This is a genomic window from Falsirhodobacter halotolerans, assembly GCF_022899245.1.
In the GTDB taxonomy this organism is placed as follows: Bacteria; Pseudomonadota; Alphaproteobacteria; order Rhodobacterales; family Rhodobacteraceae; genus Falsirhodobacter; species Falsirhodobacter halotolerans.
This window is the reverse complement of sequence record NZ_JALJAZ010000001.1, coordinates 1,568,258-1,595,036: the sequence shown is the minus strand read 5'-3', so window position 1 is coordinate 1,595,036 and position 26,779 is coordinate 1,568,258. Positions and strand designations below refer to the sequence as shown.

Here is a 26,779-nt window from a genome sequence, read left to right as displayed (position 1 = left end):
AGGAACATCCCTTGCCCCTCATCTATGTCACCAGCACGGTTCACGCCGACACGCTTGCCCATGCGGCCCGGGTTGGAGATGTGGTCCTCGGCTATGGTCCCGACGCCGTTCCTTTTGCCGAAGTGCAGGACAGGGTGGACGCCGTCCTGCTGCGGGCGGGGGCGTTCGGGGCGGCGCAGATGGACGCCTGTCCGCGTCTGCGCATCGTCGCGCGTCACGGGGCGGGGTTTGACACGGTGGACATTCCGGCGGCGACCGCCCGGGGCATCTGGGTCACCAACACGCCGGGCGCCAACAGCCGTGCGGTGGCCGAACATGTTTTCGCGCTTGTCCTGTCGCTGGCGCGCAAGCTGGACATCGCCAGCGCACAGACGCGCGGCGGCGCGTGGTCCGAACACCGCGCCGCGTTGAACGGGGCCGAGCTTCATGGCCGCACGCTGGGATTGCTTGGGCAGGGCACCATCGGCCGGATCGTGTCGGATGTGGGGCGTGCGCTGGGCATGACGGTTCTGGTCTGCGATCCGGCGGCGGATCCGGCGCAGGCCGGTGTCGTGACGTTCGACCGGCTGTTGGCAGAGGCGGATGTCCTGTCGCTTCATGTCCCGCTTCTGCCGTCCACCCGCCACATCATCGACGCGCAGGCGATCGCGGCGATGAAGACCGGGGCGATCCTGATCAACACCGGACGCGGGGGGCTGGTGGATGAGGAGGCCTTGGCCCAGGCCCTGATTTCGGGGAAGTTGGGCGGGGCGGGCCTTGATGTGCTGGAGGCAGAGAATACCGACATGATCGCGCCCATGGCGCACAACCGGCTGGACATCGCGGGGCTGCCGAACCTGATCGTCACGCCCCATGTCGCGGGCCAGACGGACGAGGCGTTGATCCGTGTGGGGCAGGCGACCGTGGCCCAGATCGCCACCGCCTTGTCCGGTGGGCGGCCCGAATTCGCCTTGAACGATCCGGCGGGGAGGTGAGGATGGACACGGCGCCGACCACCCCTCCGCGCATCGTGTTTCTGGACCGCGCGACCATCGACCCCAAGGTCGATCTGACGCGGCCCCATGTTCCGCACTGTTGGCAGGAACATGACCGGACGGCGCCCGATCAGGTGGTGGCCCGTTTGCGCGGCGCGCAGGTGGCGATAACGAACAAGGTGCCGATCACCCGCGCGACCTTGGACGCGCTGCCCGATCTGCGCTTCGTCACCATTGCCGCGACCGGATATGACATCGTGGATCTGGACGCCTGCCGGGAAAAAGGCGTCACCGTGTCCAATGTCCGGGGATATGCCGTGGGCAGCGTGCCGGAACATACGATGGCGCTGATCCTCGCCCTTGCCCGGGGGGTGGTGGGATATCGCCGGGACGTGATCGCCGGGGACTGGCAGGCGTCCGGCCAGTTCTGCTTTTTCAACCATGACATACGCGATCTTTCGGGGGCCACCTTGGGCCTGATCGGGGCGGGGTCGATCGGGGCATCCGTCGCGCGGCTGGCGGAGGCGTTCGGGATGCGCGTCCTTCAGGCCGAGCGTAAGGGGGCCGCAACGCTTCGCCCCGGAAAGACCGCGTTCGACGACGTGCTTGCCCGGGCGGATGTCCTGACGGTTCATTGCCCGTTGACGTCGGAGACCAAGGGCATGATCGGGGACGCGGAGTTCGCCGCGATGGCGCGCCGTCCGATCGTCATCAACGTGTCGCGGGGCGGGATCGTGGAGGAGGCGGCGGCGGTGCGCGCGATCGAGGCGGGGCGGATCTCCGGCCTCGGGCTTGACGTGCTGACGACCGAGCCGCCTGCCGGAGACAACCCGATCCTGCGCATCTGCGCGCGTCCCGATGTCATCCTGACCCCGCATGTCGCCTGGGCCAGCCACAACGCCATGACCGCGCTGTGGGATCAGGTCGTCGCCAGCATCGACGGGTTTCTGGCGGGCGCTCCGGTGCGTGTGCTGGTGGGCCCGTGACCCGCGATGCCGCCACGCTCCTGCGCGCCATGTTCGATGCCGCCATCGACAGCGCGCGGCCCGAACACGTCCTGTCCGCCGCGTTGCCCGACCTGCCGCGTGGGCGGGTGGTCGTGGTGGGGGCGGGCAAGGCGTCGGCCGCGATGGCCGCCGCGCTGGAAGCCGCTTGGCCGGATGTCGCGCTGGAAGGGGCCGTCGTCACCCGTTACGGCCACGCGGTCCCGACGCGGCGCGTCCGCGTGATCGAGGCCGCCCATCCGGTGCCGGACGCCAACAGCGTGCGCGCCGCACGGGTGATGCTGGACCTTGTGCGCGACCTGACCGCCGACGATCTGGTGATCGCCCTGATGTCGGGGGGCGGGTCGGCCCTCATGAGCTTGCCGGTCGAGGGGCTGTCGATCGAGGACAAGGCCGAAACGAACCGGGTGCTTCTGGCCTCGGGCGCGTCGATTTCGGTGATGAACCAGGTGCGCCGCCGGTTGTCGGCGGTAAAGGGGGGCAAGCTGGCGCGGGCGGCGCATCCGGCCCGGGTCGTGACGCTGGCGATATCGGACGTGCCGGGGGATGACCCGGCCACCATCGCATCGGGCCCCACCGTGCCGGACCCGTCGTCACAGACCGATCTGGCCGGGGTGGTGGCGCGGTTGGGCGATCGGCTTCCCGCCGCCGCCCGCCGTATCCTCTGCGCGCCCCCCGCGCCGGTGCCGCGCTTTGACGCCGATGTCCGCCTGATCGCCACCCCAAGGCTTGCCTTGGAGGCGGCGGCACGGGTTGCACGGCAGGCGGGCGTCACACCGCTGATCCTCGGCGACGCGCTGGAGGGGGAGGCGGCGCAGATGGGCATCATGATGGCAGGCATCGCGCGAAGCTGTGTCCTTCACAACGTCCCGGTGCCGCGCCCCGCCGTGCTCTTGTCCGGGGGCGAGACGACCGTGACCCTGGGCACCGCCCCGACGGGCCGTGGCGGTCGGAATACCGAGTTCCTGTTGTCCTTGGCGCTGTCGCTTGAGGCGTTGCCCGGCGTCCATGCCATCGCCGGGGATACGGACGGCATCGACGGCAGCGACGATGCCGCAGGGGCCCTGATTGCACCGGACAGCCTGGCGCGGGCGGCGGCCCTGGACCTTGCGCCGCGCGACCTTCTGGACCGCCATGATGCGTTGACGCTGTTCGATGCGCTGGGCGACGCCGTGCGCACCGGCCCGACCCTGACCAATGTCAACGATTTCCGCGCCGTGCTGATCCTGTAGACCCACGACGTCTTGGGCGCGCGATCAAGCTCGCGGGTGGGGAGATAAGTGGTGCCCGGGGATGCCGGGTCTCCATCTCGCAGAACGTCGCCACCATATCGCCGGCATTGGGATAGCTCTCCGCCTTGAGGTTGGAGTCCATGATCTAACCCAGCCCTACAGCGCCATGCGCCTTGAGCAACATCCTGGGGCGGCCCTGTCAATCGAACCCGCCGCCCGAGGTTTTCACCTCGATTACACGCCGCGCGAGCGCGCGACCCGGGAATCCGACTGGGATCATGATCGTCACCTGAAATGAAAAAGCCCCGCACAAGGCGGGGCTGAGTCCCGTTTTCAACGTCAGACTGCTGGCGCGCGTCGCAGTCACTATGCTGATCTCGACCGCTTAGTAAGCGAGGGCCAGACCGCATGCGGCGTGACGTTCCGCGAGATCTCGAGAAAGCCGGCCTTTCGGAACGAAACGAGCTGCGTCTGGCTGCCACCTTTCATCCGTAATTTCAGGGAAAATTTGTCGAATTTCTTCGCGATTTTCGTCGGAGAGCGATTGGAGAGCTTGAGCACCCGTAAACAGTGACTCGGTCCATGCGCCGTTCGAAAAGACGATGTCGTGTTGAGGGAGGAGAATGTGAAAATACTCTACGCCATCACCATCCTCGACTGTCTCAATCCCATCGATTGCAAGCAACTGCTTGGCCGCAATGAGAACCTCGCCAATGCCAAACATGCTTTGCGCGATCTTTGAACAAATCAATATACGGTGCTGAGGGGAAACTGTCAGATTCGCCAAGGGTAGAGCGGGACCCAAGGCTCCTGCCATGATGCGGATCGGTTTAAGCCGGGGGTGCTGTTCCAGAACACTCCTGTCAAGATGACTGCGACCGATCCAGACGATGGGCTGCGGCTCTCTATCTCGCGTTTGGACAAGATCGCCCGCCTTCAATGTTTCGATCGGGACGGGGCCGTTTGGTGTTTCGATCAATGTGCCCTTTACGAAACATGTGACATTGACCGTGGCGAACCCGGTGTCGGTCGTGCCCGCTCCGTTGCTGATCTGGTAAGTAAACGTTTCAGTGCCAGTGCCAGAGCCGTCAAATGTGAGTGTTCCATCGGGGTTCAGCATCACGACAGAACCAGACGGCAATGTCACGCTGTCGCCCGGGGAAACATTCTGGCCGTTGATCTGGGTTATTGTTAACGTGATATTTTCACCCGAGACGGTATCGTTTGCCAATACATCCATGGTGAGAGAATCTTTAAGCTTCGTCTCGCCAAAATCTTCGTTGGCAATGACGGATGTCTGGACACTGTCTGCAACGATCATAAGATTGGAATCGTATAGACCGTCGCCGGCATCAGCAATGCCGATCCATATGGAGTTCACCTCACCGGGCACGACTGGCGCTTTCATGGTCAGGGTGATGGTTAGCCCATCCATCTCCGTGTTGAACTGACTGCCAGTGTTGTCGAGATACAGGTTCGGATTGCTGGCAGGAACATCATTCCCGTCAACGTTCACGCCCCCGTTGGTTATATTGTTGATTGATACCTCGCCAGATCCGATTGAGAGCTGTACGACCTGTCCATTCACAATAATACGAACGACATCGTTGTAGCCTGTGCCAGCATATTCGGGGTATTCATCCGACGAGAACACCAGCTGCATCGTCAGTGTTGGTCCTTGGGGAATAAATTCCGCCTCCAGGATCGAGCCGTCAAAGGTAGCGACACCCGCGGCATCGTCCAGAATGGGGTTGCCATCTACTCCGCCATCGACATCCGTTCCGTACCCATCGTTTTGGTTTGCGTCACCCGAACCAGTTGCGTTTGTAAAACCATCCGCGCGCCCCGTGGACAGGATAATGCCACTATCGGAAGGCACGGCGCCGGGCGAGATCGAACTGGCACCGGTATAGACACCCTTGGAAAGAGGATCGCCGGTATAGCTGGCAGAGACCAGCTGAACACCCTCACCAAACATATTATCCGCGAGACGATAGGCATCTGCCGATGTGTCCACAGGAAGTTTTGTCGCAAGTACCATATCCTACCACCGCAATATAACTTGAGCGCATCTGCAAGGCCCTATGTGCGCTTAAGTGGCGGCGAAATAATTCCAAAGCTTAAAGAAAGATTAAAACAATCTGGAGTTGTGTGTGTGATAATAATGCAACTTATACGATATGTCTTACAAGGCAGGGAACTGAGGTGCATATTGCCAAAGTGCATCTGGGCCGATGTCGTCTGCAAGCGGATTGCCTCACGCGTAAAACCCGAACTTCGTTCACCGCGCTGTGCTCGGTTTGCATTGAATCCTCAACATCGCAGGTGTTCCGACCTACTGGCCGCGCCAACATCATGGTCAAAGAGGTCAGCGCGCCATTCGACTTCACCCATTTTGCAATGGCCCGGTCGCTGGCAATCGCGCCCTCCACGTCGATGATGTCCCCAACGATCGCGGATCGTTGCCCGTGTACCATGTTCCTTCCCATCTTCCCCCCATCAGTGGGATGATCGTCCGAGAGACGGCGAAAATGACGGTGCTAAGCTGGTCAGCGGTAATTTCTGACATCGGCTGCCTCTTGCGTGGCGGCCATGTCCACCCGGGAGACGTAGGGATCGGTGCCAACTCCTACGATATCCATGACTTACGTTTTGCGGCGGCATCCAAGCGTGCGGAAGCTGGATGCGCCAATGAACGGATCGCGGCCGTTACAGGCTACGTGACAGAGCACTGGTTCGCCAACAACTCCCGCGCGATCAAAGCGCAGCGGATGCGGAGATGATGATGGGAACGGGCGGGGCACAGAGAGCGAATGTTGCCACGAGAGTTGCCACAACTTTTGACTGTGCAGCGCGGCGGTCTGCTAAGTACTTGATTTAAGTGGTGCCCGGAGACGGATTTGAACCGCCGACACGCGGATTTTCAATCCGCTGCTCTACCAACTGAGCTATCCGGGCACTTAGCCTTGCGGGCTGTGCCGCGCTTGGTGGCGACCTGATACGGCAGGGCGCGGGGGCTGTCCAGAGCGATTATGGAAAAAGTTTCGCTCAATGTCGGGTGGGGGGATCGTCGGGCGGCGGAGGGGTCTCGTCTTCTGCGGGAAGGGCGTAGCTTTCGTTCAGCCAGCGCGCCAGATCCACATCGGCACAGCGTTTGGAGCAGAAGGGGCGATAGTCCTGCACCGTCGGTTTTCCGCAGATCGGACAGCTCATTTCAACGCCTCGACCAAGGCCACGCGGTCGCGTTTGCGGACCAGTTCGTAAAGACCAAGGCCGGTCCAGCCGACAAGGCTGGTCTCCGCCGCCTCCCCTTTGAAGGCCGCACGCAGAACCTGATCCAACGTGGCGCGGTCGCGTTTCACCATGGGGGCGAAATCCACGACGACCTGACCGCCCAAGCCCCGCAGACGCAACTGACGGGGCAGATCGCGGGCGGCGGCGACGTTGGCCTTCAACCCTGCGGCGGGCGTCGTGTCGTTGCCGGTGTTCACGTCCACGGCCACCAGCGCGCGGGTGGGCTCGATCACCATGCTTCCGCCGCCGGTCAGGGGCACATGGGCCGTCAGGACCGCGTCCACCATGTCCAAGACACCCTGCGGGCCGAAGGCGTCCTCCGTCACCTCGTCCGGGGCGAGGTCGGTCCAGTCGCGCCAGGCCGTGTCATGGGGGCCGGGGCCATCGACCAGAAGTTCCGGCTTGCCAGAGGTGTCGGCCAGAACCGCTTCGGCCAGCGCGCGGGTGGCGGCGATGTCCTCGGCAATTTCGTGTTCATCCCCCTCAGCGCAGGCAGATCGGACGATCAGGCCAAGGTCTTCCTCCGCGCCCGTCATCGCCACCTGCGCAAGGCCGGTCAGATGCTCGCGCACCCCACTTTCGGTGATGCGGCGCGAGACGTTCAGACCCGGCGCGCCGGGCGTCACTATGCAGAAGCGGCTTTTGAACAGCAGGCGCGTCGTCACGGGGGCGGCCTTACCATCCTCGGCCGCGCCGGTCACCTGCACCAGAATGGCCTGGCCGGGGCGCAGGCCCGAGGCCTGCCGCAGAAACCCCGACCCGTCGGGCAGGCGAACGAAAACGCCGCCCTGTCCCTTCATCGGGCGGTCCACCACCCCGCGATAGATGGCGCCGGGACGCACGGCCTCGTCCCCCGCGTCGATCAGCAGGTCCTGCAACACACCGTCCACCACCAGCGCGGCGGCCTCCCGCCCCTTGATGGTGCCGAGGTGAATGGCGCGATGGGTCATGCTAATCTCCAGACAGGCCAGCCTGCGGCGGCCAGAAGGGCGGCGGTTTCGGCAAGGGGCAGGCCGACGATGCCGGTGAAGGATCCCGACATCCACGGAATGAACGCGCCCGCCGCGCCCTGGATACCATAGGCGCCGGCCTTCCCCTCCCACTCGCCCCCGGCGAGATAGGCGTTCAGCTCCATGTCCGACAGGCGCTTCATTTTCACGGCGCTGATCACATCACGTGACCAGATCCGGTCGCCCCGCCGCACCACGACCGAGGTGATGACCTGATGCCGCCGCCCGCCCAGTGCCAGCAGATACTCCGCCGCCTGTGCCGCATCCGCAGGCTTGCCCAGGATGCGCCGCCCCAACGCCACGGTCGTATCGGCGCACAGCACGATATCCTCCGGCCCCGCGGCCACCGCTTCGGCCTTGGCACGCGCGATCCGCGCGCAATAGGGGCGCGGCAGTTCGGACTTCAGCGGGGTTTCGTCAATATCGGGCGGCAGGATCGTATCGGGGGTGATGCCGATCTGGCCCAGCAATTCCTTGCGGCGCGGACTGGCCGAGCCGAGGATCAGCCGCATACGGCTGTCCTGCACGTCGTCTTGCATCACTTGAAGCGATAGTTGATGCGCCCCTTCGACAGGTCGTAGGGGGTCATTTCCACCTGCACCTTGTCGCCCGCCAGAACGCGGATGCGGTTCTTGCGCATCTTGCCTGCCATCGTCGCGATCAATTCATGGCCATTGTCGAGTTCGACCCTGAATGTCGCGTTCGGCAGGAGTTCCTTGACGACACCGGGGAATTCGAGAATGTCTTCCTTGGCCATGGTCTCTCCAAAACGGATGATGTCCCTTGGGACGTGCGGGGTAGATGCGCCGGTCCGCCGATATTTTCAAGCGAAAAAGCGATTCGAAGAGGGGAAGACCCGATGACCGACACTTATGACGCCGCCTGCCATTGCCAAAGCGTGCGGTTTCGCGTGACGCTGAGCGACGGTCTGAGCACGGCGCGACGGTGCGATTGTTCGTTCTGCCGGATGCGCGGCGCGATTGCGGTGACGGCGCCGCTGGACGGGGTGACCTTCACGGCGGGGGAGGACCTGTTGACGCTCTATCAGTTCAACACCAAGGTGGCGAAGCACTGGTTCTGTTCGCGCTGCGGCATCTATACCCACCATCAGCGCCGCTCCAACCCCGATCAGCTGGGGATCAACGCGGCCTGTCTGTCCGGTGTCAGCCCCTTCGATTTCGCCGAGGTTCCGGTAACGGACGGGGTGCATCACCCGTCCGACGGCCAAAGCGGCGGCCTGATCGGCACCCTGCGCTTCATCAGGAATTAGGGGGGCCGAAACGCTCCACCATATGCGCGCGGATCTGGTCGCGCGTCTGGCGATAGGCGTCCAGCTTCGCCTCGCGCGATTCCCCGGTGCCGGTGGGATCGTCGATGGGCCAGTATTCCATCGCGATGTCGGTCTCGTGTGCCAGACCCTGGGCGGCGGCGCGCGCGGCGGGGGACAGTGCGACGATCAGGTCGAACCCGGCCACATCCTCGCCCAGTTCCTCGAAGGTGCGGGCGCGGTGGCGGTCCAGTTCCACCCCGATCTCATGGCACACGGCGATGGAGAAGCCGTCGATCTCCAGATCGCTTTTGACGCCCGCCGACTGGACATAGCTGCGGGTGCCGTAAAGCCGCTTCATCAACCCTTCCGCCATGGGGGACCGGACGGCGTTGTGATCGCAGCAAAACAGAACGGAGGAGGGGAATTGCGCCATCTTATTTCTGCATCGCACAAATCAGGGTGAACAGTCGCCGCGCGGTATCGAGGTTCATGGTTGCCTTGCCCTCCAGCCGTTCCTGCAACAGACGCGCGCCTTCGTTGTGGATGCCGCGCCGCGCCATGTCGATCGCCTCGATCTGGGCGGGGGCGAGGCGTTTCACCCCTTCGGCATGGGCCGTGCGGATCTGGGCGTAATCCTTCATCACCTGACGGAAGGGCCCGAGAGAGAGATGGAATTCCGCCGAACCGAGGGCAAAGACGATGCGCCCCTCCCGCATGGCCAGCCGCAGGGCATGGGGGCCGGGGGCGCTGATCAGGCGAAAGTCGTTCTCCTCCAACAGATCGCGGATCGCGACGCCGCGTTCGCCCCCAAGATCCGCCCCGTCCACCTCGATGCTGCGCAGGGTCATGACGCCCCCCGGTTCAGCCGGTCCAGACGTGCGCGCACCGACAGGCCGTGCGCCTCAAGGCTTTCGGACATGGCCAGCCGTTCGGCCGCGGGGCCGATGGCGGCCAGCGCTTCGGGGGTCATCCGCGCCAGCGTAGTGCGTTTCAGGAAATCCATCACCGACAGTCCCGACGAAAACCGCGCCGACCGCGCCGTGGGCAGGACGTGGTTCGGCCCGCCGACATAATCGCCGATCGCCTCCGGCGTCCATGCGCCAAGGAAAATCGCACCCGCATGGGTGATCTTTTCGGCCAGCGCCTCGGCATCGCCCACGCACAGTTCCAGATGTTCGGGGGCGATGCGGTTCGATAGCGCCGCCGCCTCGTCCAGATCGCGCACGGTGATGACCGCACCAAAGTCACGCCAGCTTGGCCCCGCGATGGCGCGACGGTCCAGCGTTTGCAGCCGCGTCTGCACCGCCCGCGCGACGGCCTGTCCAAAGGCGGCGTCGGTCGTGATCAGGATGGACTGCGCGCTTTCGTCATGTTCGGCCTGGCTCAGCAGATCCAGCGCGATCCAGTCGGGATCGTTGTCGGCATCGGCAATCACCAGGATCTCGGAGGGGCCGGCGATCATGTCGATGCCCACCTTGCCGAACACCCGCCGCTTTGCCGCCGCGACGAACGCGTTGCCGGGGCCGGTGATCTTGTCCACCGGGGCCACGCTGTCCGTGCCATAGGCCAGCGCCGCGATCGCCTGCGCCCCGCCGATGCGATAGACGGTATCCACCCCCGCAAGGCGCGCGGCCAGCAGCACCAGCGGGTTCACCACCCCGCCCGGCGTCGGGCAGGCGATGGCCAGCCGCGCCACCCCCGCCACCTTGGCCGGAATGGCGTTCATCAGGACGGAAGAGGGATAGCTTGCCAGCCCCCCCGGCACATAGAGGCCCGCCGCCGAAACCGGCGTCCAGCGCCACCCCAGCGTGGCGCCGCTGTCATCGGTCCAGCGCGCATCCTCGGGCATCTGGCGGGCGTGATAGGTACGGATCCGCTCCGCCGCCAGTTCCAGCGCGGCGCGATCCTCGGCCGAGACCTTGGCGATCTCGGCCTCCATCTCCTCCGTCGTGAAGGCCATCGTGTCGGGCGTCAGGTCCAGCCGATCGAAGCGCGCGGTCAGGTCGATGACCGCCGCATCGCCCCGCGCGCGCACATCGGCGATTATGTCGGCCACCGCCGCATCCACATCGGGGCTGTCCTCGCGCTTCATGCCCAGAAGGGCGGTGAAGGCGGCCTCGAACCCCGCATCGGTCGTGGATAGGAACTGGGGCATCGCGGCTCTCCTTTGCCCCCTCGCTTAGCAATGGCGGGGCCGTGCCTCAAGTCCCTCAGCGGCGGGTGAGGCGCGCCTGGCCGTAGGGCGTGTCGGTGGTGACGCGCGTGACGCGCATCATCCCGTTCGGCGCGGGATCATACCGCAGCGTGAACGGAAAGACGCGTTTTTCGGCCATCTCTCGCGCGGAATAGCCTGCGACGCGCCGATATTCCCCCGCGCAGGTCACCGAATCCCCTTGGCGCGAAGGCCGGGACAGCGCCACCTCCGTCGCGCGGCGCCCGTCGAAGATGCGCTGCGATTGCCCGCATTCCTGCCCCGGCGGCACATCGCGCAGCGTGGCGAACAGCGCGGTCAGCGGATCGACGGTGCCGCCCTGGGTGGCGGGGTTCACGTCATCCTCGTCCGCGCGGCGGGGCGGGTCGTAGGCCTTCACCTGCGGCACGCCCGCGCGGTATTCCATCGTGCCCTGCCGCTTGCGTCCGTTGTTGTCGGCGCGTTCGGAATAGGTGTCGGGCGTGAAGCGGTCCCCCGACACGCGCCCCTGCGTCGCCGCATCATAGCGCAAGGTGCGCAGGATCCCCACCAACCCCCCGCTTTGCAGCGTGCCATTGGCGCTGTAACGCCCCCCCTCCACCCGTCCCGACAGGCGCAGGGTTCCGGCAGAGATGCCGCGGATCGTCAGGGCATAGGTCGCCTGCTCGGTGGCTTGGGGCAGGGCGGGAAGGGCCATCATGGCGGCCAGCGCCAGGGTCGGGATCATGCGCATTGCGGCTCCTTTCGGTCTGGGCCACATATAAGTGCCGGGGGGCGGAAGGCGAACCGCTTGACGCGGGGGGCGAATGCCTCTATGGACCCCCAACGGATTTTCGGCGCGCTGCTTTTTGGCGGTGCCCATCATGTTTGAAGGATCAACATCATGTCGCGCGTCTGCGAACTCAGCGGGAAAGGCCCGATGTCGGGCAACACCATCTCCCACGCCAACAACAAGAACCGTCGTCGCTTCCTGCCGAACCTGAACGACGTGACGCTGATCTCGGACGTGCTGGGTCAGTCGTTCAAGTTCCGCGTGTCGGCTGCGGCGCTGCGCACGGTCGATCACCGTGGCGGTCTGGACGCCTTTTTGGCGAAGTCCAAGGATGACGAGCTGTCGGCCCGCGCGCTGAAGGTGAAAAAAGACATCGCCAAAGCGCAGACCGCCGCCTGATCCAGCGTCGAGCTCCGCACGGCCAAAAACCCCGCATAGCGGGGTTTTTTTCATGTGGCGTGGCCCCGCGTGGCGGGGCCTCCGTTGGATCAGCTGCAATAAGCTTCAGCCGTGCGTCCGAACGCGCGATAGCGTTGCCAGAAGGCGCTGTCCGCCGCCCCCTTGGACACACGAACTTCCTGCGCGCGGTCCGGGTCGGTGAAGAAGCGCGCGGCCTTGCGCTGATCGGCGCGGCTCAGCGTGGCATCCGCCGCCGCCTGAATGCAGGCGCAGGTGCGAGCATTGGCCGAAGACCGTTCCGAGCGCAGGCACGCGCTGTCGATCGGACCGGCAAGGGAAAGGGTGGGAAGCGTCACGGCCATCGCAAGGACCGCCGCCGCAAGCGTCGTGGGTTTCATGTCTCTGCCTCGTTCCGGGGGCGGTCTTGATGCCGCCCTGTGTGTCGATCCATGCATCATAGGCGAATCCCGCCACGCTTCAATCGGCACAGATCGGGGACATGTGCACCCTCGCGCGGGTGTGCGTGTGCGATCCCCATTGACCGCCCTTTGTTTCATGGTCATATGCGCGCATGACCCAGCTTGATCGCATCCGCAATTTTTCCATCGTGGCGCATATCGACCACGGCAAATCCACGCTCGCCGACCGGCTGATCCAGCTGACGGGAACGGTGGCCGAACGCGATATGAAGGCCCAGATGCTCGACAGCATGGACATCGAGCGGGAGCGGGGCATCACGATCAAGGCCAACACGGTGCGGATCGAATATCCGGCCAAGGACGGCAACACCTATGTCCTGAACCTGATCGACACCCCCGGCCACGTCGATTTCGCCTATGAGGTCAGCCGATCCATGCGCGCGGTCGAAGGCTCGCTTCTGGTGGTCGATGCGTCCCAAGGGGTCGAGGCGCAGACGCTGGCCAACGTCTATCAGGCGATCGACGCCGGCCACGAGATCGTTCCCGTGCTGAACAAGATCGACCTTCCCGCCGCCGAACCCGACCGCGTGAAGGCGCAGATCGAGGATGTGATCGGCATCGACGCGCAGGACGCCATTCCAATTTCCGCGAAATCGGGCATGGGCATTCCCGACGTGCTGGAGGCGATCGTCACCCGTCTGCCCGCGCCCAAGGGCGACCGCGACGCGCCGCTGAAGGCGATGCTGGTCGATTCGTGGTATGACCCCTATCTGGGCGTGGTCGTCATGATCCGCGTGATGGACGGGGTCATCCGAAAGGGCGACCGCGTGAAGATGATGCAGACCGGCGCCGTCTATGGCATCGACAAGCTGGCCGTTCTGAAGCCCGCCATGGTCGATATCGCCGAACTTGGCCCGGGCGAGATCGGGGTTCTCACCGCCTCCATCAAGCAGGTGCGCGACACGCGGGTGGGCGACACTATCACCACCGAGCGCAAGGGGACCGAGGCGCCGCTTCCGGGCTTCAAGCCGGCGCAGCCGGTGGTGTTCTGCGGCTTGTTCCCCGTGGATGCGAACGACTTCGAGGATCTGCGCGACGCGATCGAGAAGCTGGCCCTGAACGACGCAAGCTTCAGCTTCGAAATGGAGACCTCGGCCGCGCTCGGGTTCGGGTTCCGCTGCGGCTTCCTCGGCCTGCTGCATCTGGAGGTCATCCGCGACCGGCTGGAGCGTGAATACGACATGGACCTGATCACCACCGCGCCGTCGGTGGTATTCAAGCTGCACATGAAGGACGGGGAGGTGCGCGATCTGCACAACCCCGCCGACATGCCCGACCTGACCTATGTCGACCATATCGAGGAACCGCGCATCAAGGCCACGATCATGGTGCCCGACGATTATCTGGGCGACATCCTGAAGCTGTGTCAGGACCGTCGCGGCATCCAGCTGGACCTGTCCTATGCCGGATCGCGGGCGATGGTCGTCTATGACCTGCCGCTGGCCGAGGTGGTGTTCGATTTCTATGACCGCCTGAAATCCGTCACGAAGGGCTATGCCAGCTTCGATTACCAGATCAGCGAATACCGCGAGGACAACCTCGTGAAGATGTCGATCCTGGTCAATGACGAGCCTGTGGACGCCCTGTCGATGATGGTGCACCGCGACCGGGCCGAATCGCGCGGGCGCGTGATGGTGGAAAAGCTGAAAGAGCTGATCCCCCGTCATATGTTCAAGATCCCGATTCAGGCCGCCATCGGCGGGCGGGTCATCGCGCGCGAAACCCTGTCGGCCATGCGCAAGGACGTGACGGCGAAATGTTATGGCGGAGATGCCAGCCGGAAGCGCAAGCTGCTGGACAAGCAGAAGGCCGGCAAGAAGAAGATGCGCCAATTCGGCAAGGTGGAGATCCCACAGGAAGCCTTCATCAGCGCGCTGAAGATGGACAGCTGAAAACGGGGCCTAGCGCCCCGTTTTTTCTTTCAACGCGTCGATGCGGCTGCTGGCCTCGGCCTTGCTCAACGTCTCGTCGAACTCCTCCCCCGCCTCTTCGCATAGGGTCTTGAGATAGCTCGCTTGCGCGCCGGTCATTGCCTCGTCGCCCGTGACCCAATCTTCGGGGTCCTTTTCGGCATTGCCGGTCGGATGGGATTTCGGATTTTCCATAATCGCCTCATGTTCATTCAATGTTCATGAAACGAAGGGCGGGCGGAAATGGTTCCACCCGCCCCACCTGTCACAAAAGCGGCTCGATCTTGGCCAAGACGCTGTCGGTCGCTTCCTGATAGGAGATCAGGCTGTTGAAGGTTCCGTTGCGGTCGAACAGGATTACCTTGGAGGTGTGCTCCATCGTGTAATCCCCGCCGGAAATCGGCACCGCGCGGGAATAGGCGCCGAACGCTTTTTCGGCCTTCTTCACCTCTTCCTCCGACCCGGTGACCCCCACGGCGTTCGGCAACCACGAGACATAGTCGTTCAACATCGCCACCGTGTCGCGCTGCGGATCCACGGTCACGAAGGCGATTCGCAGTCCGTCCGCCCGGTCGCCCAACGCTTCCTGCCAGCCCATGATGTCACCCAAGGTCGTTGGGCAGACATCGGGGCAGTGGGTGAAACCGAAGAACACCGCCGTCGGCTTGCCCGCAAGCCAGCTTTGGGTGAACTTCTCGCCTGCGGTGGTTTCAAGGACATAATCGCCGCGGCCGATGCCCCCGTCCGCCCGGTCGAGGATGCGGGGGGCCAGCATGAACCACAACGCCGCACACACCGCCAGCGCCGCCAGCACACCGCCAAAAATGGGAAGATAACGGGACATGGGTCCCTCCTTTCTGGTGATGGCCTCAGTGGTGATGATGGCCGGAGCCGCCGCCCGCGTTGATGGCGCGAACGGTCATCGGCACGGTCACGGTTCCGGCGTCGCGGAAGGTCAGGGTCAGGGGAAGCGTCTCCCCCTCGACCAAGGGGCCGGTCAGCCGCTCGAACATGATATGGTTGCCCGAAGGTTGCAGATCCACCGTGCCGCCTGCGGGAATGGGCAATCCACCGTCCAGAGGGGCCATGCGCATGATCCCGTCCGTCATCTCCATCTTGTGCAGGCTGCTGGTCTGGGCAACGTCCAATCCGGCGGCCAGCAGCACGTCATCGGTGGTGCCGGTGTTGCGAATGGTCAGGTATCCACCGCCCACCGGCGCGCCGGGCAGGGTCGCACGGGCGAAGACCTCGCCGATCAGCAGATCGCCTGCGGCCATGGCGGGATCGGCGGTGACCAGCGTCGGGGCCGGACCTGCGCCGCCGTCGCCCCAGACCTCGGTCGTCGTGTCGCAGACCTGTTCGGTGGGAAAGGCGAATTCCGTGCCGATGTCGGACGCGGGCAGCGTGACCGTGACGGGAAACACGCCGCGGACATCTGCGGGCAAATTCCCTTGCCAGGTGATGCCGCCGCTGACCTGCGCGATGGTCCAGCCATCGGGCGCGGTCGCGACGACGCGGACGCCCTCGGGGACGGTCATGCGCACCTCGCGCGTGGGGGCGCCGTCGCAGCCATGGGGCACGATCAGCGCGGCGGCCAGCGCCTGGTCGGCGGGAAGGGCGCGTGTGTCGAAGGACACATGGGCAAGGGCGGGCGCGGCACAGAACAGTGCGGCGGTCAGGGTGATGGGGCGAAGCATGGCGTATCCTGTGATGATCTGAAACCGAGGGCTGCTCAGATCCGAACCGGCGGGCCCCGCGCGGCATAGGGGGCCGTGACCCGCAACGGGGCCATGCGGATGGCGGGATGGGCGGACACGACCGTGTATCCGCCACGCGCCTGATGCGTCGGGGTCGGGCTGGAGGGGAGGGCGATCTTGCCGATCAAGGTGCAGACCGGACAGGTGTGCGCCGCACTTTCCAGCGGACCGGCGGGGCACAGATCGCCCATCGCCCCGCCGCCCAGTAAATACGCCTCATACGCGGGATCGGAGGCGCGCGGCGTCGCGTGGCCCGCGCCCAAGGCGGCAAAGGCCATCGCCAGGGCGCCGACAAGCGCCAGCAGGGCCATGCGTATGGGGGGCGTGCGGGTCATGCCGTTGTTGTGCCCGGTCACGCGCCTTGTCGCAAGTGGACGCATTGTCCTGCGACCAAAGGTTTCAGGAAACTTTCCGGCCCCAGAGTAGTTGAAGCCGCATGACAATTTCAAATCCCGCCGCCTCATGAACAAACCCATCGCCGCCTATGGCCTGATTGGGGACACCCATTCCAACGCGCTGATCTGCGATGCGGGGTCGATCGACTGGCTTTGCTGGCCACGCCACGACAGTCCGGCCCTGTTCACCCGCCTGCTGGATGCGGGCAGTGGCGGCCATGCCGCGATCCGGTTCGACGGTCTGGCATCGGTCGGGCGCCGCTACATTCCCGGCACGAATATCCTGGAAACGTCCTTTGCAGGCGATGCCGGGGCGGCGACGCTGACCGACCTCATGCCGGTCCATCCCCCGTCCACCGAACAGGATGACGGGCCGGACGGGTTCGTGCAAAGCCGTCTGCTGCGCCGGGTCACGTGCGATTCGGGCCGGGCGCGTGGAGAGCTGCGGCTGAGCCTCACCCCGGACTTCGGCCGTGCGCGGGCCACGTTCACGGCCCATGATGACGGCATCGATGTGCGTGTGCCGAATCTGGATCTGCACGCCCACGGGTCGCACCCCCTGCGGGTGGAGGGGCAGTCCATCGTGATGCGCTTCGATCTGGCGGCGGGGGAAGCGGCGTTCCTTGCGCTGGCCTGTGACGGTGTGCCCGACGTCTGCCCGACCCGCACGCTGGACGATGCCGAGAATGATATCCGCCACACGGCCGCCTATTGGCAGCGGTGGTGCGGCAACCTGAAATACGAAGGCCGTTATCGCGACGCGATGGAGCGGAGCGCGCTGGTGCTGAAAGCCCTCACCTATTCCCCGACGGGCGGGATCGTGGCGGCGGCGACCACCAGCCTGCCCGAGGCGGTGCCCGGAAACCGCAACTTCGACTATCGCTACAGCTGGGTGCGGGACGCCAGTTTCACCGTCACGGCCTTCTGCAATCTGGGTCAGCACCGCGAGGCGGAGGAGTATATCCGTTTCCTGCGCAACGCCGACGGGACAAAGGGGCGGGAATTGCATCTGCTGTATCCGGTCGACGGTGAAATTCCGCCGGAGACGGAGCTGGACCACCTTCCCGGCTGGCGGGGTGTGGGGCCGGTGCGGATCGGCAACGCCGCTTCCGACCAGCACCAGTATGACCTGTTCGGAGAGTTCATGGTCGCGCTTCTCTGCTATGTCGCGGCGACCGACTTCGATCCCCCGCCGCGCATTGCGAAGGGCTTGGTCGAGGCGATCACGACGATTGCCGACCGTGCCTTGGGCCATCGGCACGACAAGGATCACGGCATCTGGGAATTCCGCGACCGGATGGAGCATTTCCAGTATACAAAGGCGATGATCTGGGTGGCGTTGGACCGCGCCTGCAGGTTGGCTGAAGGTCTGGGAGGGTTCGATCCCACCAAAGTGGCGGAGTGGCGGGACGCGGCGACGGAGATCCGGGCGGAGTATGAGCGTGAGACATGGTCCGAAAGCCGTCAGGCCTATGTCCAGTCTTACGATTGCAACGAGTTGGACGCCTCGGTCCTGCGCACGGCCCTGTTCGATGCGCTGGACCCCCGTTCGCCGCGCGTGGCCTCCACCCTGCGCGCGATCGAGCGGGAACTGAGCATGGGCGACCTGACCTGGCGCTATCGGATGCCGGATGGGCTGGAGGGGGATGAGGGCACCTTCACCGCCTGCGCCTTCTGGCGCGTGGGCGTGATGGCTGAACTGGGCGAGAAGGCCGAGGCGCAGGCGCTTTACGAACGCCTGCTGGCCCGGGGGAACGACCTTGGCCTGTTCGCCGAAGAGATCGACCCCCATACGGGCGAACATCTGGGGAATTTCCCGCAGGCGTTCACCCATATGGCGATCATCAACCACGGCATCCGGTTGGAAACCGCCCTGGCCCGTGGTCAGGGCTAGGCGTCAGCCCTGAAGGGTGCGCACGCCGATCCCCTCATCCCGCGCCTTCATCGCCGCCACGGCGGCGATGGAGCCGGCGGCGGTGGTGAAGTAGGGGATCTTTTCATACAGCGCGACCGAGCGGATTTCGCGGCTGTCAGCCACCGATTGCGCCCCTTCGGTCGTGTTCAGGACCAGCGCGATATCCCCGTTCTTCAGGCGATCCACGATGTTCGGCCGGCCTTCATAGACCTTGTTGACCGACGTGGCGGCAATGGCCTGCGCCTTCAGCCAATCGGCCGTGCCCTTGGTCGCCACGATCTCGAACCCCAGATCGATCAGGCCACGGGCGGCATCCGCCAAGGCGTCGGTCTTGTCGGCGTCCCGCACCGACAGGAACACGCGACCGTCTTCCGGCAGTTGGACGCCCGCGCCCATCTGCGCCTTCAGGAAGGCCAGCGCGAAGGTGCGATCCCAGCCCATCACCTCGCCGGTCGACCGCATTTCCGGCCCCAGAAGCGTGTCCACACCGGGGAAGCGGGCAAAGGGCAACACCGATTCCTTGACCGAGAACCAGGGCGTGATCGGATCGGCCAGCGTCATCGCATCGGCCAAAGGCAGGGCGGTGTCGGGCCCCACACCGGCGGGATAGGCGGCGCGCAGCGGGAAGGCCGACAGTTTTTCTCCCGCCATCAGGCGCGCGGCGATGGAGGCGATGGCGCTGTCGGTGGCCTTGGCCACGAAGGGCACGGTTCGGGATGCGCGGGGGTTCACCTCCAGCACATAGATCACACCGTCCTTGATCGCGAATTGCACGTTCATCAGGCCGACCACGCCCAAGGCGCGGGCCATGGCCACCGATTGGCGCTTCAACTCCTTGATTATGTCGGCGCCAAGCGAGTGGGGCGGCAGGCAGCAGGCGCTGTCGCCGGAATGGACGCCCGCCTCCTCGATATGCTCCATGATGCCCGCGACGTGGACATTCTCACCATCCGACAGACAGTCCACATCGACCTCGATCGCGCCGGAGAGATAGCTGTCCAGAAGCACCGGGTTCTTGCCCGATACGTTCACCGCCGTGGTGATATAGCGGCGAAGCTGTTCGATATCGCGCACGATTTCCATCGCGCGGCCCCCCAGAACATAGGACGGACGGATCACCAGCGGAAAGCCGACGCGGCCCGCGATGTCCAGCGCCTGTTCGTCCGACGACGCGATGCCGTTCACCGGCTGCTTCAGGTCCAGATCGTTCAGCAGCTTCTGGAACCGCTCGCGGTCCTCGGCCAGGTCGATGGCATCCGGCGTGGTGCCAAGGATCGGGATCCCTTCCGCCTCCAGCGCGTTCGCCAGTTTCAAGGGCGTCTGCCCGCCGAACTGCACGATCACGCCATGCAGTGTCCCGTTGTCCTGTTCCACGCGCAGGATTTCCAGCACATGCTCGAAGGTCAGCGGCTCGAAATACAGCCGGTCCGACGTGTCGTAATCGGTGGAGACCGTCTCCGGGTTGCAGTTGACCATGATGGTCTCATACCCAGCTTCGGTCAGCGCAAAGCAAGCGTGGCAGCAGCAGTAGTCGAACTCGATCCCCTGGCCGATCCGGTTCGGACCGCCGCCCAGGATTACGACCTTCTTGGCGTTGGAGGGGCGCGCCTCGCATTCCACATCGCCCATCACGGGGGATTCGTAGGTGGAATACATATAGGGGGTCTGCGCCTCGAATTCGGCGGCGCAGGTGTCGATCCGCTTGAACACCGCCGTGACGCCAAGGTTGCGGCGGGCCTTGCGAACGGCGCCCTCGGTCTGGGCCGTCAGGCTGGCCAGACGGGCGTCGGTGAAGCCGAACATCTTCAGGCGGCGCAGGCCCTCGGCCGTGGTGGGCAGGCCATTCGCGGCAACCTTCGCCTCCTCCTCGATGATTTCGCGGATGCGGGCCAGGAACCACGGATCGAAACTGGTGGCGGCCACGATCTCGTCATCGGTCAGCCCGTGGCGCATCGCCTGCGCGATCAGCAGGATGCGGTCCGGGGTCTGGGCGCTGATCGCCTTGACGATGGCGGCCTTGTCCGGAGCGCCCTCGATCGCGATCTCGTCAAAGCCGCTCAGGCCCGTTTCAAGGCTGGCCAGCGCCTTCTGCATGGATTCGTGGAAGGTCCGGCCGATCGCCATGACCTCGCCCACCGATTTCATCGCGGTGGTCAGTTCGGGCTTCGATCCCGGGAATTTCTCGAACGCGAAACGCGGGATCTTGGTCACGACATAATCGATCGTCGGCTCGAACGAGGCGGGCGTGACCTTGGTGATGTCGTTGTCCAGCTCGTCCAAGGTATAGCCGACGGCCAGTTTGGCCGCGATCTTGGCGATGGGAAAGCCCGTCGCCTTGGACGCCAGCGCCGAGGAGCGCGACACGCGGGGGTTCATTTCGATCACGACCATGCGGCCATCGGCGGGGTTGATCGCCCATTGCACGTTGGATCCGCCGGTCTCCACCCCGATTTCGCGCAGGACGGCGATGGAGCCGTTGCGCATCTCCTGATATTCCTTGTCGGTCAGGGTCAGGGCGGGGGCGACAGTGATCGAATCCCCCGTGTGAACGCCCATAGGATCGACGTTCTCGATGGCGCAGACGATGATGGCGTTGTCGTTGCGATCCCGCACGACCTCCATTTCGTATTCCTTCCAGCCCAGAAGGCTTTCATCTACCAGAACCTGCGCCACGGGCGAGGCGTCGAGGCCTGAGCGCACGATGCGTTCGTAATCGTCGCGGTTGTAGGCCACGCCGCCGCCAGTGCCGCCAAGGGTGAAGGCGGGGCGGATGATGGCGGGCAGGCCGACATATTCGATGGCCTCCATCGCCTCGGCCACGCCGGCCTTGATGTCGTATTTGCCGTTCACCTTGGGGGCCGACACGATGGTGGCCTTGGGGTTCTCGATTCCCAGACGGTCCATCGCCTCGCGGAACAGCTTGCGGTCCTCGGCCATCTCGATGGCGTCGCGGTTGGCGCCGATCAGCTGGACGTTGAACTTCTCAAGCACACCCATGTCGGCCAGCGCCAGCGCCGTGTTGAGGCCGGTCTGCCCGCCCATGGTCGGCAGCAGCGCGTCGGGGCGTTCCGCCTCGATGATCTTGGCCACCACGTCGGGGGTGATCGGTTCGATATAGGTGGCGTCGGCCAGCCCCGGATCGGTCATGATCGTGGCGGGGTTGGAATTCACGAGGATGACGCGATACCCTTCCTCGCGCAGCGCCTTGCACGCCTGCGCACCGGAATAGTCGAATTCGCACGCCTGACCGATGACGATGGGCCCCGCGCCGATGATCATGATGGAGGTGATATCGGTTCTTTTCGGCATGACGGGCCCCATGGCTTTGCCCCCGAAACCGCAGGTGACGGCCGGATTCGGAGGGCGGAGTGTTTGCAAATTGACGCGGTTTATCTTGAACGACGGGCGGGGCGCAACCCTCTTTGGCTTGACTTCGTGGGCGGGGCGGTATTCATCCGGCCCAAACGGAAGACACCTCGGAAAAGGGGAGCGTGATGCACGCCTATCGCAGCCATACTTGTGCCGACCTGAACACGTCGAACGTGGGGCAGGAGGTTCGTCTTGCCGGGTGGGTCCACCGCGTCCGCGACCACGGCGGCGTGCTGTTCATCGACCTGCGCGACCATTACGGCATCACGCAGGTGATCTGCGACAGCGACAGCGCGGCCTTTGCCGACCTGGAGAAGGTGCGCGCCGAATGGGTGATCCGGGTCGAGGGCAAGGTGCTGGCCCGCGACGCGTCTCTGGTGAACCCCAAGCTGCCGACGGGGGAGGTCGAGGTCTATGCCCGCGGCCTGACCGTTCTGGGCGAGGCCGCCGAACTGCCCATGCCGGTCTTCGGCGAGGTGGATTACCCCGAGGAAACGCGCCTGACCTATCGCTTCCTCGACCTGCGCCGGGAAAAGCTGCACCGCAACATGATGCTGCGGTCGAACGTCGTGCGGTCGATCCGCAACCGGATGTGGGATCAGGGCTTCAACGAGTTTCAGACGCCGATCATCACCGCGTCCTCGCCCGAAGGGGCGCGCGACTTTCTGGTGCCGAGCCGTCTGCATCCGGGCAAGTTCTATGCCCTGCCGCAGGCGCCGCAGCAGTTCAAGCAGCTGATCATGGTGGCGGGCTTCGACCGCTATTTCCAGATCGCCCCCTGTTTCCGCGATGAAGACCCGCGCGCCGACCGCTCGCCCACCGATTTCTATCAATTGGACATCGAGATGTCGTTCGTTGAACAGCAGGACGTGTTCGACGCGGTGCAGCCGGTGATCCAGGGCCTGTTCGAGGAGTTCAGCGACAAGAAGGTCGACAGCGACTGGCCGCTCATCCCCTACAAGGACGCGATGGCGTGGTATGGCTCGGACAAGCCCGACCTGCGCAACCCGATCAAGATGCAGGTGGTGAGCGAGCATTTCGCGGGCTCCGGCTTTGCCATCTTCGCCAAGCTGCTGGAGCAGGACGGGACCGAGATCCGCGCCATTCCCGCCCCCACGGGCGGCAGCCGCAAGTTCTGCGACCGGATGAACAAGTTCGCGCAGGAACAGGGCCTGCCGGGCATGGGCTATATTTTCTGGCGCAAGGCCGAAGACGGCTCGATGGAGGCTGCAGGTCCGCTGGCGAAAAATATCGGGCCCGAGCGGACCGAGGCGATCCGTCAGCAGCTTGGTCTGGGCGAGGGCGACGCGGCCTTCTTCCTTGGTGGCAAGCCCGAGGCGTTCGAAGCCGTGGCGGGCCGCGCCCGCAACGTCATCGGCGAAGATTTGGGCCTGACCGAAAAGGACAGCTTCAAGTTCGCCTGGATCGTCGATTTCCCGATGTATGAAAAGGACGATGAGGGCAAGCTCGACTTCAGCCACAACCCCTTCTCCATGCCGCAGGGCGGGATGGAGGCGCTGGAAGGCGATCCGCTGAAGGTTCACGCCTATCAATACGACCTTGCCTGCAACGGGTATGAGCTGATCTCGGGCGGCATCCGCAACCACAAGCCCGAGATCATGTTCAAGGCGTTCGAAATCGCGGGCTATCCCAATTCCGAGGTGGAGAAGCGGTTCGGCGGCATGGTCAAGGCCTTCCGTTACGGCGCACCGCCCCATGGTGGTTGTGCGGCGGGGATCGACCGGATCGTCATGCTTCTGGCGGACGAGCCGAACATCCGCGAGGTCATCATGTTCCCGATGAACCAGCGGGCCGAAGACATGCTAATGAACGCCCCATCTGAGCCGACCAACGAACAGTTGCGCGACCTGCGCCTTCGTGTGATCCCTAAGGACGCATAAACAAACGGAGGGGCGGATGCAGCAGATCGGATTTTCGGTTCCCGACTGGACGCCGCCGCCCCCACCGACCGGAGAAACGCTGGTCGGTCGCACCGCCCGTCTTGAAAAGCTGACGCTGGCCCATGCGGACGCGCTGCACCGCGCGTTCGAGGCGGGGGGCGATGCCCTCTGGACCTATATGCCGCGCGGGCGGACGGATCTGGAAGGGTATCGCGCCTGGGTGGCGGAGGCGTCGCACAGCGTCGATCCATTCTTCTATACCCTGATTGATCGGGACACGGGGCAGGCGGTCGGCGTCGCCTCCTACCTTCGCATCGCGCCCGCCGCAGGGTCGATCGAGGTCGGGTTCATCACCTTCGCCCCCAGCGTCCAGCGCAAGACCGCCACGACCGAGGCGATGTTCCTGATGATGCAATGGGCGTTCGAGGCGGGCTACCGCCGTTACGAATGGAAATGCGACAGCCTGAACGTCCCGTCCCGCCGTGCGGCGCAACGGTTGGGATTAAGCTATGAGGGGGTGTTCCGGCAGGCGCTGGTCTATAAGGGGCGCAACCGCGACACGGCATGGTTCGCGGCCATTGACGCCGAATGGCCCGCGCTGAAGGCCGCCTTCACCACATGGCTGTCGCCCGACAACTTTTCGGACGGGGTGCAGAAGACCCGCCTTGCGGATCTGACCGCCCCGATCCGTGTTGCCTCCGATCCGACGCTCTAACGCGTCAGGCGGTGATAGAGGTGGGTGAAGGTCGCGACGCCCAGCACCGGCATCACAAGGTTCACGATGGGCACCGACAGCGGCGCCGCCATCAGCGCCCCCGCCAGCCAGACGCGGCCCACATGCTTGCGGTGCAGCCGCTTGGCCGCAGCGCGCCCGACGCGGCGCATGGCGACCAGAATGAAATACTCCCGGCCCAGCAGATAGCCGTTGAGGGCGATGAACAGAACCGGCCCCAATGGCCCCGCAAAGGCATAGACGGCCAGCGCCAGAATGTTCGCCGCGATCAACAGCGCGAAGGCCTGCGCGGATTCGCGGATCTGATCGCCAAGGGGCAGGGCTTCCGCCTCGGGCAGGGCGGGATAATGCCGCCCCTCAACCGCGCCGACGATGTTTTCCAAAAACAGACCGGTGAAGGCGGAGGCGACAGGCACCATCAGGAACACCGAGGCCAGCAGCATGACCAGAAGCCCGCCGGCCCCCGCCACCCAGTCCAGCCCCCCGACCGGACCGATCCACGGCAGCGTCACGCTGTCGGGCACCACCGTCTCCAGCCCCCAGAGGAACAGGGCGGTCAGCGCCGCCAGCAAAAGCACCGTCAATCCGATCCCGCGCAACAGCACGCCGCGAAAGCGCGGATCGAACACCTGTCCAAGCGCCTTGAAGAACGACGCGAGGATCATGCGCCGATCCAGGTGGTCAGGGCATCGATGTCAGGGCGCGGGCGGTCGGCAGGTTCCATCGTTTCCGTGCCGATGTGGATGAAGCCCGCGATGAACTCCCCTTCCGTCAACCCGAAGGCCGCGCCGAACGCCGCATGATGCGACACCCAGCCCGTCAGCCAGTTCGCCCCCCAGCCCGCCGCCTGCGCGGCGTTCAGCAGCGCGAGGCAGACGGCCCCGGCAGACAGGATCTGTTCCATCTGCGGGATCTTGTCCGACGGTTTGGGGCTTGCGATGACCGCGACGGCCAAGGTCCCCAATTCAAACTGCTTGCGGCCCTTCTTGCGGGACGTGTCATCCGTGCCGAAAGATTCCGCCAGATCGGCGATGCGGGGCATGGCGGCGGGGGGAAGCACGATGAACCGCCACGGCTGCAACATGCCATGATCGGGGGTGCGGGCGGCGGCGGTCAGGATCGGGCCCAGATCCTCCCGCGTGGGCACGGGGGCGGCCAGCGTCTTGGCGGGGCGCGACCGGCGGCTCATCAGGAATTCGGTGACGGCGGGATTTGGAACGGGCATCGGCATCTCCTTTGCCCGACAGGAATGAGGGCGGACCCCCGCGGGGTCAAGTCACTCGCTGCACAAGTAGACCGCGCCGCCCACGGCCACGACCGACACGGCTGCGGCCGCCAACCCGATGGGTGTGGCCAATGCCGCCCCGGCCGTCGCGCTGGTGGAGGCGATGGTCTGCTGCACCGCCGCCCCTGCGCCGGACAGGACGACCGCACCGCCCGGCCGGGTCACCGTCTGCACCCCGTTCACGACCCCCGCCGTGCCTTCGGGCGCATCGCCCAACCCGGCAATCGCCATCGCCGTCTGGGTGGAGGTGTTGACCCGTTCGCAAAACGTCCGGCGCGGCGCGCGGCATTGCAGCCAGGCGTCCCGCGCCCCTTCGGAATACCCGGAATAGGTCTTGGCCCGATCGTCCCATTGCAGGCAGAAGGCTTGACGCTGGTCGTCATCCAGATCGGGCGTAAGATAGCGCAGCGTGACATAGCCGGGGCAGTCCACCGCGCCCCAACCGCCCAGCCACGCCTCGCGCCGGGTGCGGTTGGCGGCAAGCTGGCTGTCATCCGCCTCATAGAACAGATTGATCCGCTGCCCCCCGACCGAGGTCGCGCAGCTTTCCGTTCCCGCCAGGACGGCAGAGGGAATCATCAGGGCGAGGAGGACAAGGATCCATTTCATCGCGCGCTCATACCCCCGCCGAAGGGGCCGTGCAATTCACGTCTTCGCGGCCCGGCGATAGGACCCTTCGGGCAGGTTCAACGCCGCCGCCAGATCCCGAACCTGCGTCAGCGACAAGGTGATGCGCATGACCTCGTTCGTCAGGGCGTCCACCTGTTCGATGGTCACCTGATCCTCGAACGCGTGAATGCCCACATCCTCCTGCAGGACGCGCGCCCCTTCATCCACCAAGGTGATCACGGTCGCGTCGAAGGTGTGCTCGATGGTGAACATTCCATCA

29 protein-coding genes and 1 tRNA gene are annotated in these 26,779 nt (G+C 64.9%); 10 read left to right on the top strand and 20 right to left on the bottom strand.

What is annotated here, in order from left to right; genetic code table 11:
• The first annotated feature begins 11 nt into the window (after window positions 1-11).
• The 3 genes from MU449_RS08430 to MU449_RS08420 are packed head-to-tail and all read left to right on the top strand — an operon-like array spanning window position 12 to window position 3,210.
• Entirely contained in the window at window positions 12-974 is a 963-nt protein-coding gene (locus tag MU449_RS08430; RefSeq protein ID WP_244737575.1) for a hydroxyacid dehydrogenase, read from the top strand.
• A gap of 2 nt (window positions 975-976) precedes the next feature.
• Complete coding sequence (locus tag MU449_RS08425; RefSeq protein WP_244737574.1) at window positions 977-1,960, top strand: D-2-hydroxyacid dehydrogenase; 984 nt, start codon at window positions 977-979, stop codon at window positions 1,958-1,960.
• Window positions 1,957-3,210 (top strand): glycerate kinase type-2 family protein, encoded by a 1,254-nt coding sequence (locus MU449_RS08420; protein WP_244737573.1) that lies wholly within the window; start codon window positions 1,957-1,959, stop codon window positions 3,208-3,210. Before MU449_RS08425 ends, MU449_RS08420 begins: the two co-directional genes overlap by 4 nt.
• Window positions 3,211-3,595: 385 nt before the next feature.
• Here the strand turns inward: MU449_RS08420 and MU449_RS08415 are convergent, their stop codons facing one another.
• Window positions 3,596-5,251, bottom strand: a complete 1,656-nt coding sequence (locus MU449_RS08415) for a Hint domain-containing protein (protein WP_244737572.1) — start codon at window positions 5,249-5,251, stop codon at window positions 3,596-3,598.
• Window positions 5,252-5,741: 490 nt separating this feature from the next.
• Between MU449_RS08415 and MU449_RS08410 the strand changes: the two genes are divergently transcribed.
• Window positions 5,742-5,993 carry a hypothetical protein gene (locus MU449_RS08410; protein ID WP_244737571.1) on the top strand — a complete coding sequence of 84 codons (252 nt, stop codon included), beginning with the start codon at window positions 5,742-5,744 and terminating at the stop codon, window positions 5,991-5,993.
• Between the two features lie 99 nt (window positions 5,994-6,092).
• On the opposite strand, the gene MU449_RS08405 is transcribed toward MU449_RS08410, so the two are convergent.
• The 5 genes from MU449_RS08405 to infA all read right to left on the bottom strand — a co-directional run bounded on the left by MU449_RS08405 (window position 6,093) and on the right by infA (window position 8,271).
• Window positions 6,093-6,168: transfer RNA gene (locus MU449_RS08405), tRNA-Phe, on the bottom strand.
• A 90-nt stretch (window positions 6,169-6,258) separates the two neighbouring features.
• On the bottom strand, window positions 6,259-6,423 hold the full coding sequence (locus MU449_RS08400; protein ID WP_244737570.1) for a DNA gyrase inhibitor YacG: 165 nt from the start codon (window positions 6,421-6,423) through the stop codon (window positions 6,259-6,261).
• Window positions 6,420-7,454: a ribonuclease E/G gene (locus MU449_RS08395; protein ID WP_244737569.1), complete on the bottom strand. Its 1,035-nt coding sequence runs from the start codon at window positions 7,452-7,454 to the stop codon at window positions 6,420-6,422. Before MU449_RS08395 ends, MU449_RS08400 begins: the two co-directional genes overlap by 4 nt.
• Window positions 7,451-8,026 carry a Maf family protein gene (locus MU449_RS08390; RefSeq protein ID WP_244739011.1) on the bottom strand — a complete coding sequence of 192 codons (576 nt, stop codon included), beginning with the start codon at window positions 8,024-8,026 and terminating at the stop codon, window positions 7,451-7,453. Before MU449_RS08390 ends, MU449_RS08395 begins: the two co-directional genes overlap by 4 nt.
• A gap of 26 nt (window positions 8,027-8,052) precedes the next feature.
• Entirely contained in the window at window positions 8,053-8,271 is a 219-nt protein-coding gene (gene infA, locus MU449_RS08385) for a translation initiation factor IF-1 (protein WP_023664579.1), read from the bottom strand.
• 102 nt (window positions 8,272-8,373) lie between these two features.
• On the opposite strand from infA, the gene MU449_RS08380 reads away from it, so the two are divergent.
• Window positions 8,374-8,784 (top strand): GFA family protein, encoded by a 411-nt coding sequence (locus MU449_RS08380; protein ID WP_244737568.1) that lies wholly within the window; start codon window positions 8,374-8,376, stop codon window positions 8,782-8,784.
• Here the strand turns inward: MU449_RS08380 and MU449_RS08375 are convergent.
• From MU449_RS08375 to MU449_RS08360, 4 genes are read right to left on the bottom strand one after another with little or no spacing between them, the layout of a single operon-like run.
• The gene (locus tag MU449_RS08375; protein WP_244737567.1) at window positions 8,774-9,217 is read right to left on the bottom strand and encodes an arsenate-mycothiol transferase ArsC; all 444 of its coding nucleotides are present in this window, start codon (window positions 9,215-9,217) and stop codon (window positions 8,774-8,776) included. The two genes, MU449_RS08380 and MU449_RS08375, sit on opposite strands and share 11 nt — an antisense overlap.
• A 1-nt stretch (window position 9,218) precedes the next feature.
• Complete coding sequence (locus MU449_RS08370) at window positions 9,219-9,632, bottom strand: UPF0262 family protein (protein WP_244737566.1); 414 nt, start codon at window positions 9,630-9,632, stop codon at window positions 9,219-9,221.
• Entirely contained in the window at window positions 9,629-10,939 is a 1,311-nt protein-coding gene (gene hisD, locus MU449_RS08365) for a histidinol dehydrogenase (protein ID WP_244737565.1), read from the bottom strand. Before hisD ends, MU449_RS08370 begins: the two co-directional genes overlap by 4 nt.
• A 55-nt stretch (window positions 10,940-10,994) precedes the next feature.
• Window positions 10,995-11,708, bottom strand: coding sequence for a DUF3108 domain-containing protein (locus MU449_RS08360; protein WP_244737564.1), 714 nt, complete (start codon window positions 11,706-11,708; stop codon window positions 10,995-10,997).
• 150 nt (window positions 11,709-11,858) lie between these two features.
• Here MU449_RS08360 and rpmB point away from each other — a divergent pair, with 150 nt between their 5' ends.
• The gene (gene rpmB, locus MU449_RS08355; RefSeq protein WP_244737563.1) at window positions 11,859-12,146 is read left to right on the top strand and encodes a 50S ribosomal protein L28; all 288 of its coding nucleotides are present in this window, start codon (window positions 11,859-11,861) and stop codon (window positions 12,144-12,146) included.
• 89 nt (window positions 12,147-12,235) lie between these two features.
• Here rpmB and MU449_RS08350 read toward each other — a convergent pair whose 3' ends face one another.
• Complete coding sequence (locus MU449_RS08350) at window positions 12,236-12,544, bottom strand: hypothetical protein (RefSeq protein WP_244737562.1); 309 nt, start codon at window positions 12,542-12,544, stop codon at window positions 12,236-12,238.
• 173 nt (window positions 12,545-12,717) lie between these two features.
• Between MU449_RS08350 and lepA the strand changes: the two genes are divergently transcribed.
• Window positions 12,718-14,517 carry a translation elongation factor 4 gene (lepA, locus tag MU449_RS08345; protein ID WP_244737561.1) on the top strand — a complete coding sequence of 600 codons (1,800 nt, stop codon included), beginning with the start codon at window positions 12,718-12,720 and terminating at the stop codon, window positions 14,515-14,517.
• A 9-nt stretch (window positions 14,518-14,526) separates the two neighbouring features.
• On the opposite strand, the gene MU449_RS08340 is transcribed toward lepA, so the two are convergent.
• The 4 genes from MU449_RS08340 to MU449_RS08325 all read right to left on the bottom strand — a co-directional run bounded on the left by MU449_RS08340 (window position 14,527) and on the right by MU449_RS08325 (window position 16,627).
• Window positions 14,527-14,730 carry a DUF3072 domain-containing protein gene (locus MU449_RS08340; RefSeq protein ID WP_244737560.1) on the bottom strand — a complete coding sequence of 68 codons (204 nt, stop codon included), beginning with the start codon at window positions 14,728-14,730 and terminating at the stop codon, window positions 14,527-14,529.
• Window positions 14,731-14,800: 70 nt separating this feature from the next.
• Window positions 14,801-15,379: an SCO family protein gene (locus MU449_RS08335; protein WP_244737559.1), complete on the bottom strand. Its 579-nt coding sequence runs from the start codon at window positions 15,377-15,379 to the stop codon at window positions 14,801-14,803.
• A 25-nt stretch (window positions 15,380-15,404) separates the two neighbouring features.
• Window positions 15,405-16,232: a copper chaperone PCu(A)C domain-containing protein gene (locus MU449_RS08330; RefSeq protein WP_244737558.1), complete on the bottom strand. Its 828-nt coding sequence runs from the start codon at window positions 16,230-16,232 to the stop codon at window positions 15,405-15,407.
• Window positions 16,233-16,267: 35 nt separating this feature from the next.
• Window positions 16,268-16,627, bottom strand: coding sequence for a hypothetical protein (locus tag MU449_RS08325; RefSeq protein WP_244737557.1), 360 nt, complete (start codon window positions 16,625-16,627; stop codon window positions 16,268-16,270).
• 127 nt (window positions 16,628-16,754) lie between these two features.
• On the opposite strand from MU449_RS08325, the gene MU449_RS08320 reads away from it, so the two are divergent.
• Window positions 16,755-18,581 carry a glycoside hydrolase family 15 protein gene (locus MU449_RS08320; RefSeq protein WP_244737556.1) on the top strand — a complete coding sequence of 609 codons (1,827 nt, stop codon included), beginning with the start codon at window positions 16,755-16,757 and terminating at the stop codon, window positions 18,579-18,581.
• Window positions 18,582-18,584: 3 nt separating this feature from the next.
• Here the strand turns inward: MU449_RS08320 and carB are convergent, their stop codons facing one another.
• Window positions 18,585-21,911: a carbamoyl-phosphate synthase large subunit gene (gene carB, locus MU449_RS08315; RefSeq protein ID WP_244737555.1), complete on the bottom strand. Its 3,327-nt coding sequence runs from the start codon at window positions 21,909-21,911 to the stop codon at window positions 18,585-18,587.
• Between the two features lie 185 nt (window positions 21,912-22,096).
• On the opposite strand from carB, the gene aspS reads away from it, so the two are divergent.
• Window positions 22,097-23,872, top strand: coding sequence for an aspartate--tRNA ligase (gene aspS / locus MU449_RS08310; protein ID WP_244737554.1), 1,776 nt, complete (start codon window positions 22,097-22,099; stop codon window positions 23,870-23,872).
• A 16-nt stretch (window positions 23,873-23,888) separates the two neighbouring features.
• A complete protein-coding gene (locus MU449_RS08305) occupies window positions 23,889-24,587 on the top strand; it encodes a GNAT family N-acetyltransferase (RefSeq protein ID WP_244737553.1) in 699 nt (232 codons plus the stop codon).
• Here MU449_RS08305 and MU449_RS08300 read toward each other — a convergent pair.
• Genes MU449_RS08300 through MU449_RS08285 form a run of 4 tightly spaced genes read right to left on the bottom strand, consistent with a single transcriptional unit; the run spans window position 24,584 to window position 26,772 of the window.
• Window positions 24,584-25,267 (bottom strand): EI24 domain-containing protein, encoded by a 684-nt coding sequence (locus MU449_RS08300; protein WP_244739010.1) that lies wholly within the window; start codon window positions 25,265-25,267, stop codon window positions 24,584-24,586. The genes MU449_RS08305 and MU449_RS08300 overlap by 4 nt on opposite strands.
• Window positions 25,267-25,830, bottom strand: a complete 564-nt coding sequence (locus tag MU449_RS08295) for a nitroreductase family protein (RefSeq protein WP_244737552.1) — start codon at window positions 25,828-25,830, stop codon at window positions 25,267-25,269. The genes MU449_RS08300 and MU449_RS08295 overlap by 1 nt, the downstream gene beginning before the upstream one ends.
• Window positions 25,831-25,881: 51 nt before the next feature.
• The gene (locus MU449_RS08290) at window positions 25,882-26,499 is read right to left on the bottom strand and encodes a hypothetical protein (protein ID WP_244737551.1); all 618 of its coding nucleotides are present in this window, start codon (window positions 26,497-26,499) and stop codon (window positions 25,882-25,884) included.
• A gap of 36 nt (window positions 26,500-26,535) precedes the next feature.
• Window positions 26,536-26,772 carry a hypothetical protein gene (locus MU449_RS08285; protein ID WP_244737550.1) on the bottom strand — a complete coding sequence of 79 codons (237 nt, stop codon included), beginning with the start codon at window positions 26,770-26,772 and terminating at the stop codon, window positions 26,536-26,538.
• Between the last annotated feature and the right edge of the window lie 7 nt (window positions 26,773-26,779).

Coding starts and splice junctions, on each gene's coding strand:
- MU449_RS08425 (WP_244737574.1), top strand. CDS start 977: ATGGACACGGCGCCGACCACCCCTCCGCGCATCGTGTTTCTGGACCGC.
- MU449_RS08415 (WP_244737572.1), bottom strand. CDS start 5,251: ATGGTACTTGCGACAAAACTTCCTGTGGACACATCGGCAGATGCCTAT.
- MU449_RS08410 (WP_244737571.1), top strand. CDS start 5,742: ATGACGGTGCTAAGCTGGTCAGCGGTAATTTCTGACATCGGCTGCCTC.
- MU449_RS08400 (WP_244737570.1), bottom strand. CDS start 6,423: ATGAGCTGTCCGATCTGCGGAAAACCGACGGTGCAGGACTATCGCCCC.
- MU449_RS08395 (WP_244737569.1), bottom strand. CDS start 7,454: ATGACCCATCGCGCCATTCACCTCGGCACCATCAAGGGGCGGGAGGCC.
- MU449_RS08390 (WP_244739011.1), bottom strand. CDS start 8,026: ATGCGGCTGATCCTCGGCTCGGCCAGTCCGCGCCGCAAGGAATTGCTG.
- infA (WP_023664579.1), bottom strand. CDS start 8,271: ATGGCCAAGGAAGACATTCTCGAATTCCCCGGTGTCGTCAAGGAACTC.
- MU449_RS08380 (WP_244737568.1), top strand. CDS start 8,374: ATGACCGACACTTATGACGCCGCCTGCCATTGCCAAAGCGTGCGGTTT.
- MU449_RS08375 (WP_244737567.1), bottom strand. CDS start 9,217: ATGGCGCAATTCCCCTCCTCCGTTCTGTTTTGCTGCGATCACAACGCC.
- MU449_RS08370 (WP_244737566.1), bottom strand. CDS start 9,632: ATGACCCTGCGCAGCATCGAGGTGGACGGGGCGGATCTTGGGGGCGAA.
- hisD (WP_244737565.1), bottom strand. CDS start 10,939: ATGCCCCAGTTCCTATCCACGACCGATGCGGGGTTCGAGGCCGCCTTC.
- MU449_RS08360 (WP_244737564.1), bottom strand. CDS start 11,708: ATGCGCATGATCCCGACCCTGGCGCTGGCCGCCATGATGGCCCTTCCC.
- rpmB (WP_244737563.1), top strand. CDS start 11,859: ATGTCGCGCGTCTGCGAACTCAGCGGGAAAGGCCCGATGTCGGGCAAC.
- MU449_RS08350 (WP_244737562.1), bottom strand. CDS start 12,544: ATGAAACCCACGACGCTTGCGGCGGCGGTCCTTGCGATGGCCGTGACG.
- lepA (WP_244737561.1), top strand. CDS start 12,718: ATGACCCAGCTTGATCGCATCCGCAATTTTTCCATCGTGGCGCATATC.
- MU449_RS08340 (WP_244737560.1), bottom strand. CDS start 14,730: ATGGAAAATCCGAAATCCCATCCGACCGGCAATGCCGAAAAGGACCCC.
- MU449_RS08335 (WP_244737559.1), bottom strand. CDS start 15,379: ATGTCCCGTTATCTTCCCATTTTTGGCGGTGTGCTGGCGGCGCTGGCG.
- MU449_RS08330 (WP_244737558.1), bottom strand. CDS start 16,232: ATGCTTCGCCCCATCACCCTGACCGCCGCACTGTTCTGTGCCGCGCCC.
- MU449_RS08325 (WP_244737557.1), bottom strand. CDS start 16,627: ATGACCCGCACGCCCCCCATACGCATGGCCCTGCTGGCGCTTGTCGGC.
- MU449_RS08320 (WP_244737556.1), top strand. CDS start 16,755: ATGAACAAACCCATCGCCGCCTATGGCCTGATTGGGGACACCCATTCC.
- carB (WP_244737555.1), bottom strand. CDS start 21,911: ATGCCGAAAAGAACCGATATCACCTCCATCATGATCATCGGCGCGGGG.
- aspS (WP_244737554.1), top strand. CDS start 22,097: ATGCACGCCTATCGCAGCCATACTTGTGCCGACCTGAACACGTCGAAC.
- MU449_RS08305 (WP_244737553.1), top strand. CDS start 23,889: ATGCAGCAGATCGGATTTTCGGTTCCCGACTGGACGCCGCCGCCCCCA.
- MU449_RS08295 (WP_244737552.1), bottom strand. CDS start 25,830: ATGCCCGTTCCAAATCCCGCCGTCACCGAATTCCTGATGAGCCGCCGG.
- MU449_RS08290 (WP_244737551.1), bottom strand. CDS start 26,499: ATGAAATGGATCCTTGTCCTCCTCGCCCTGATGATTCCCTCTGCCGTC.
- MU449_RS08285 (WP_244737550.1), bottom strand. CDS start 26,772: ATGTTCACCATCGAGCACACCTTCGACGCGACCGTGATCACCTTGGTG.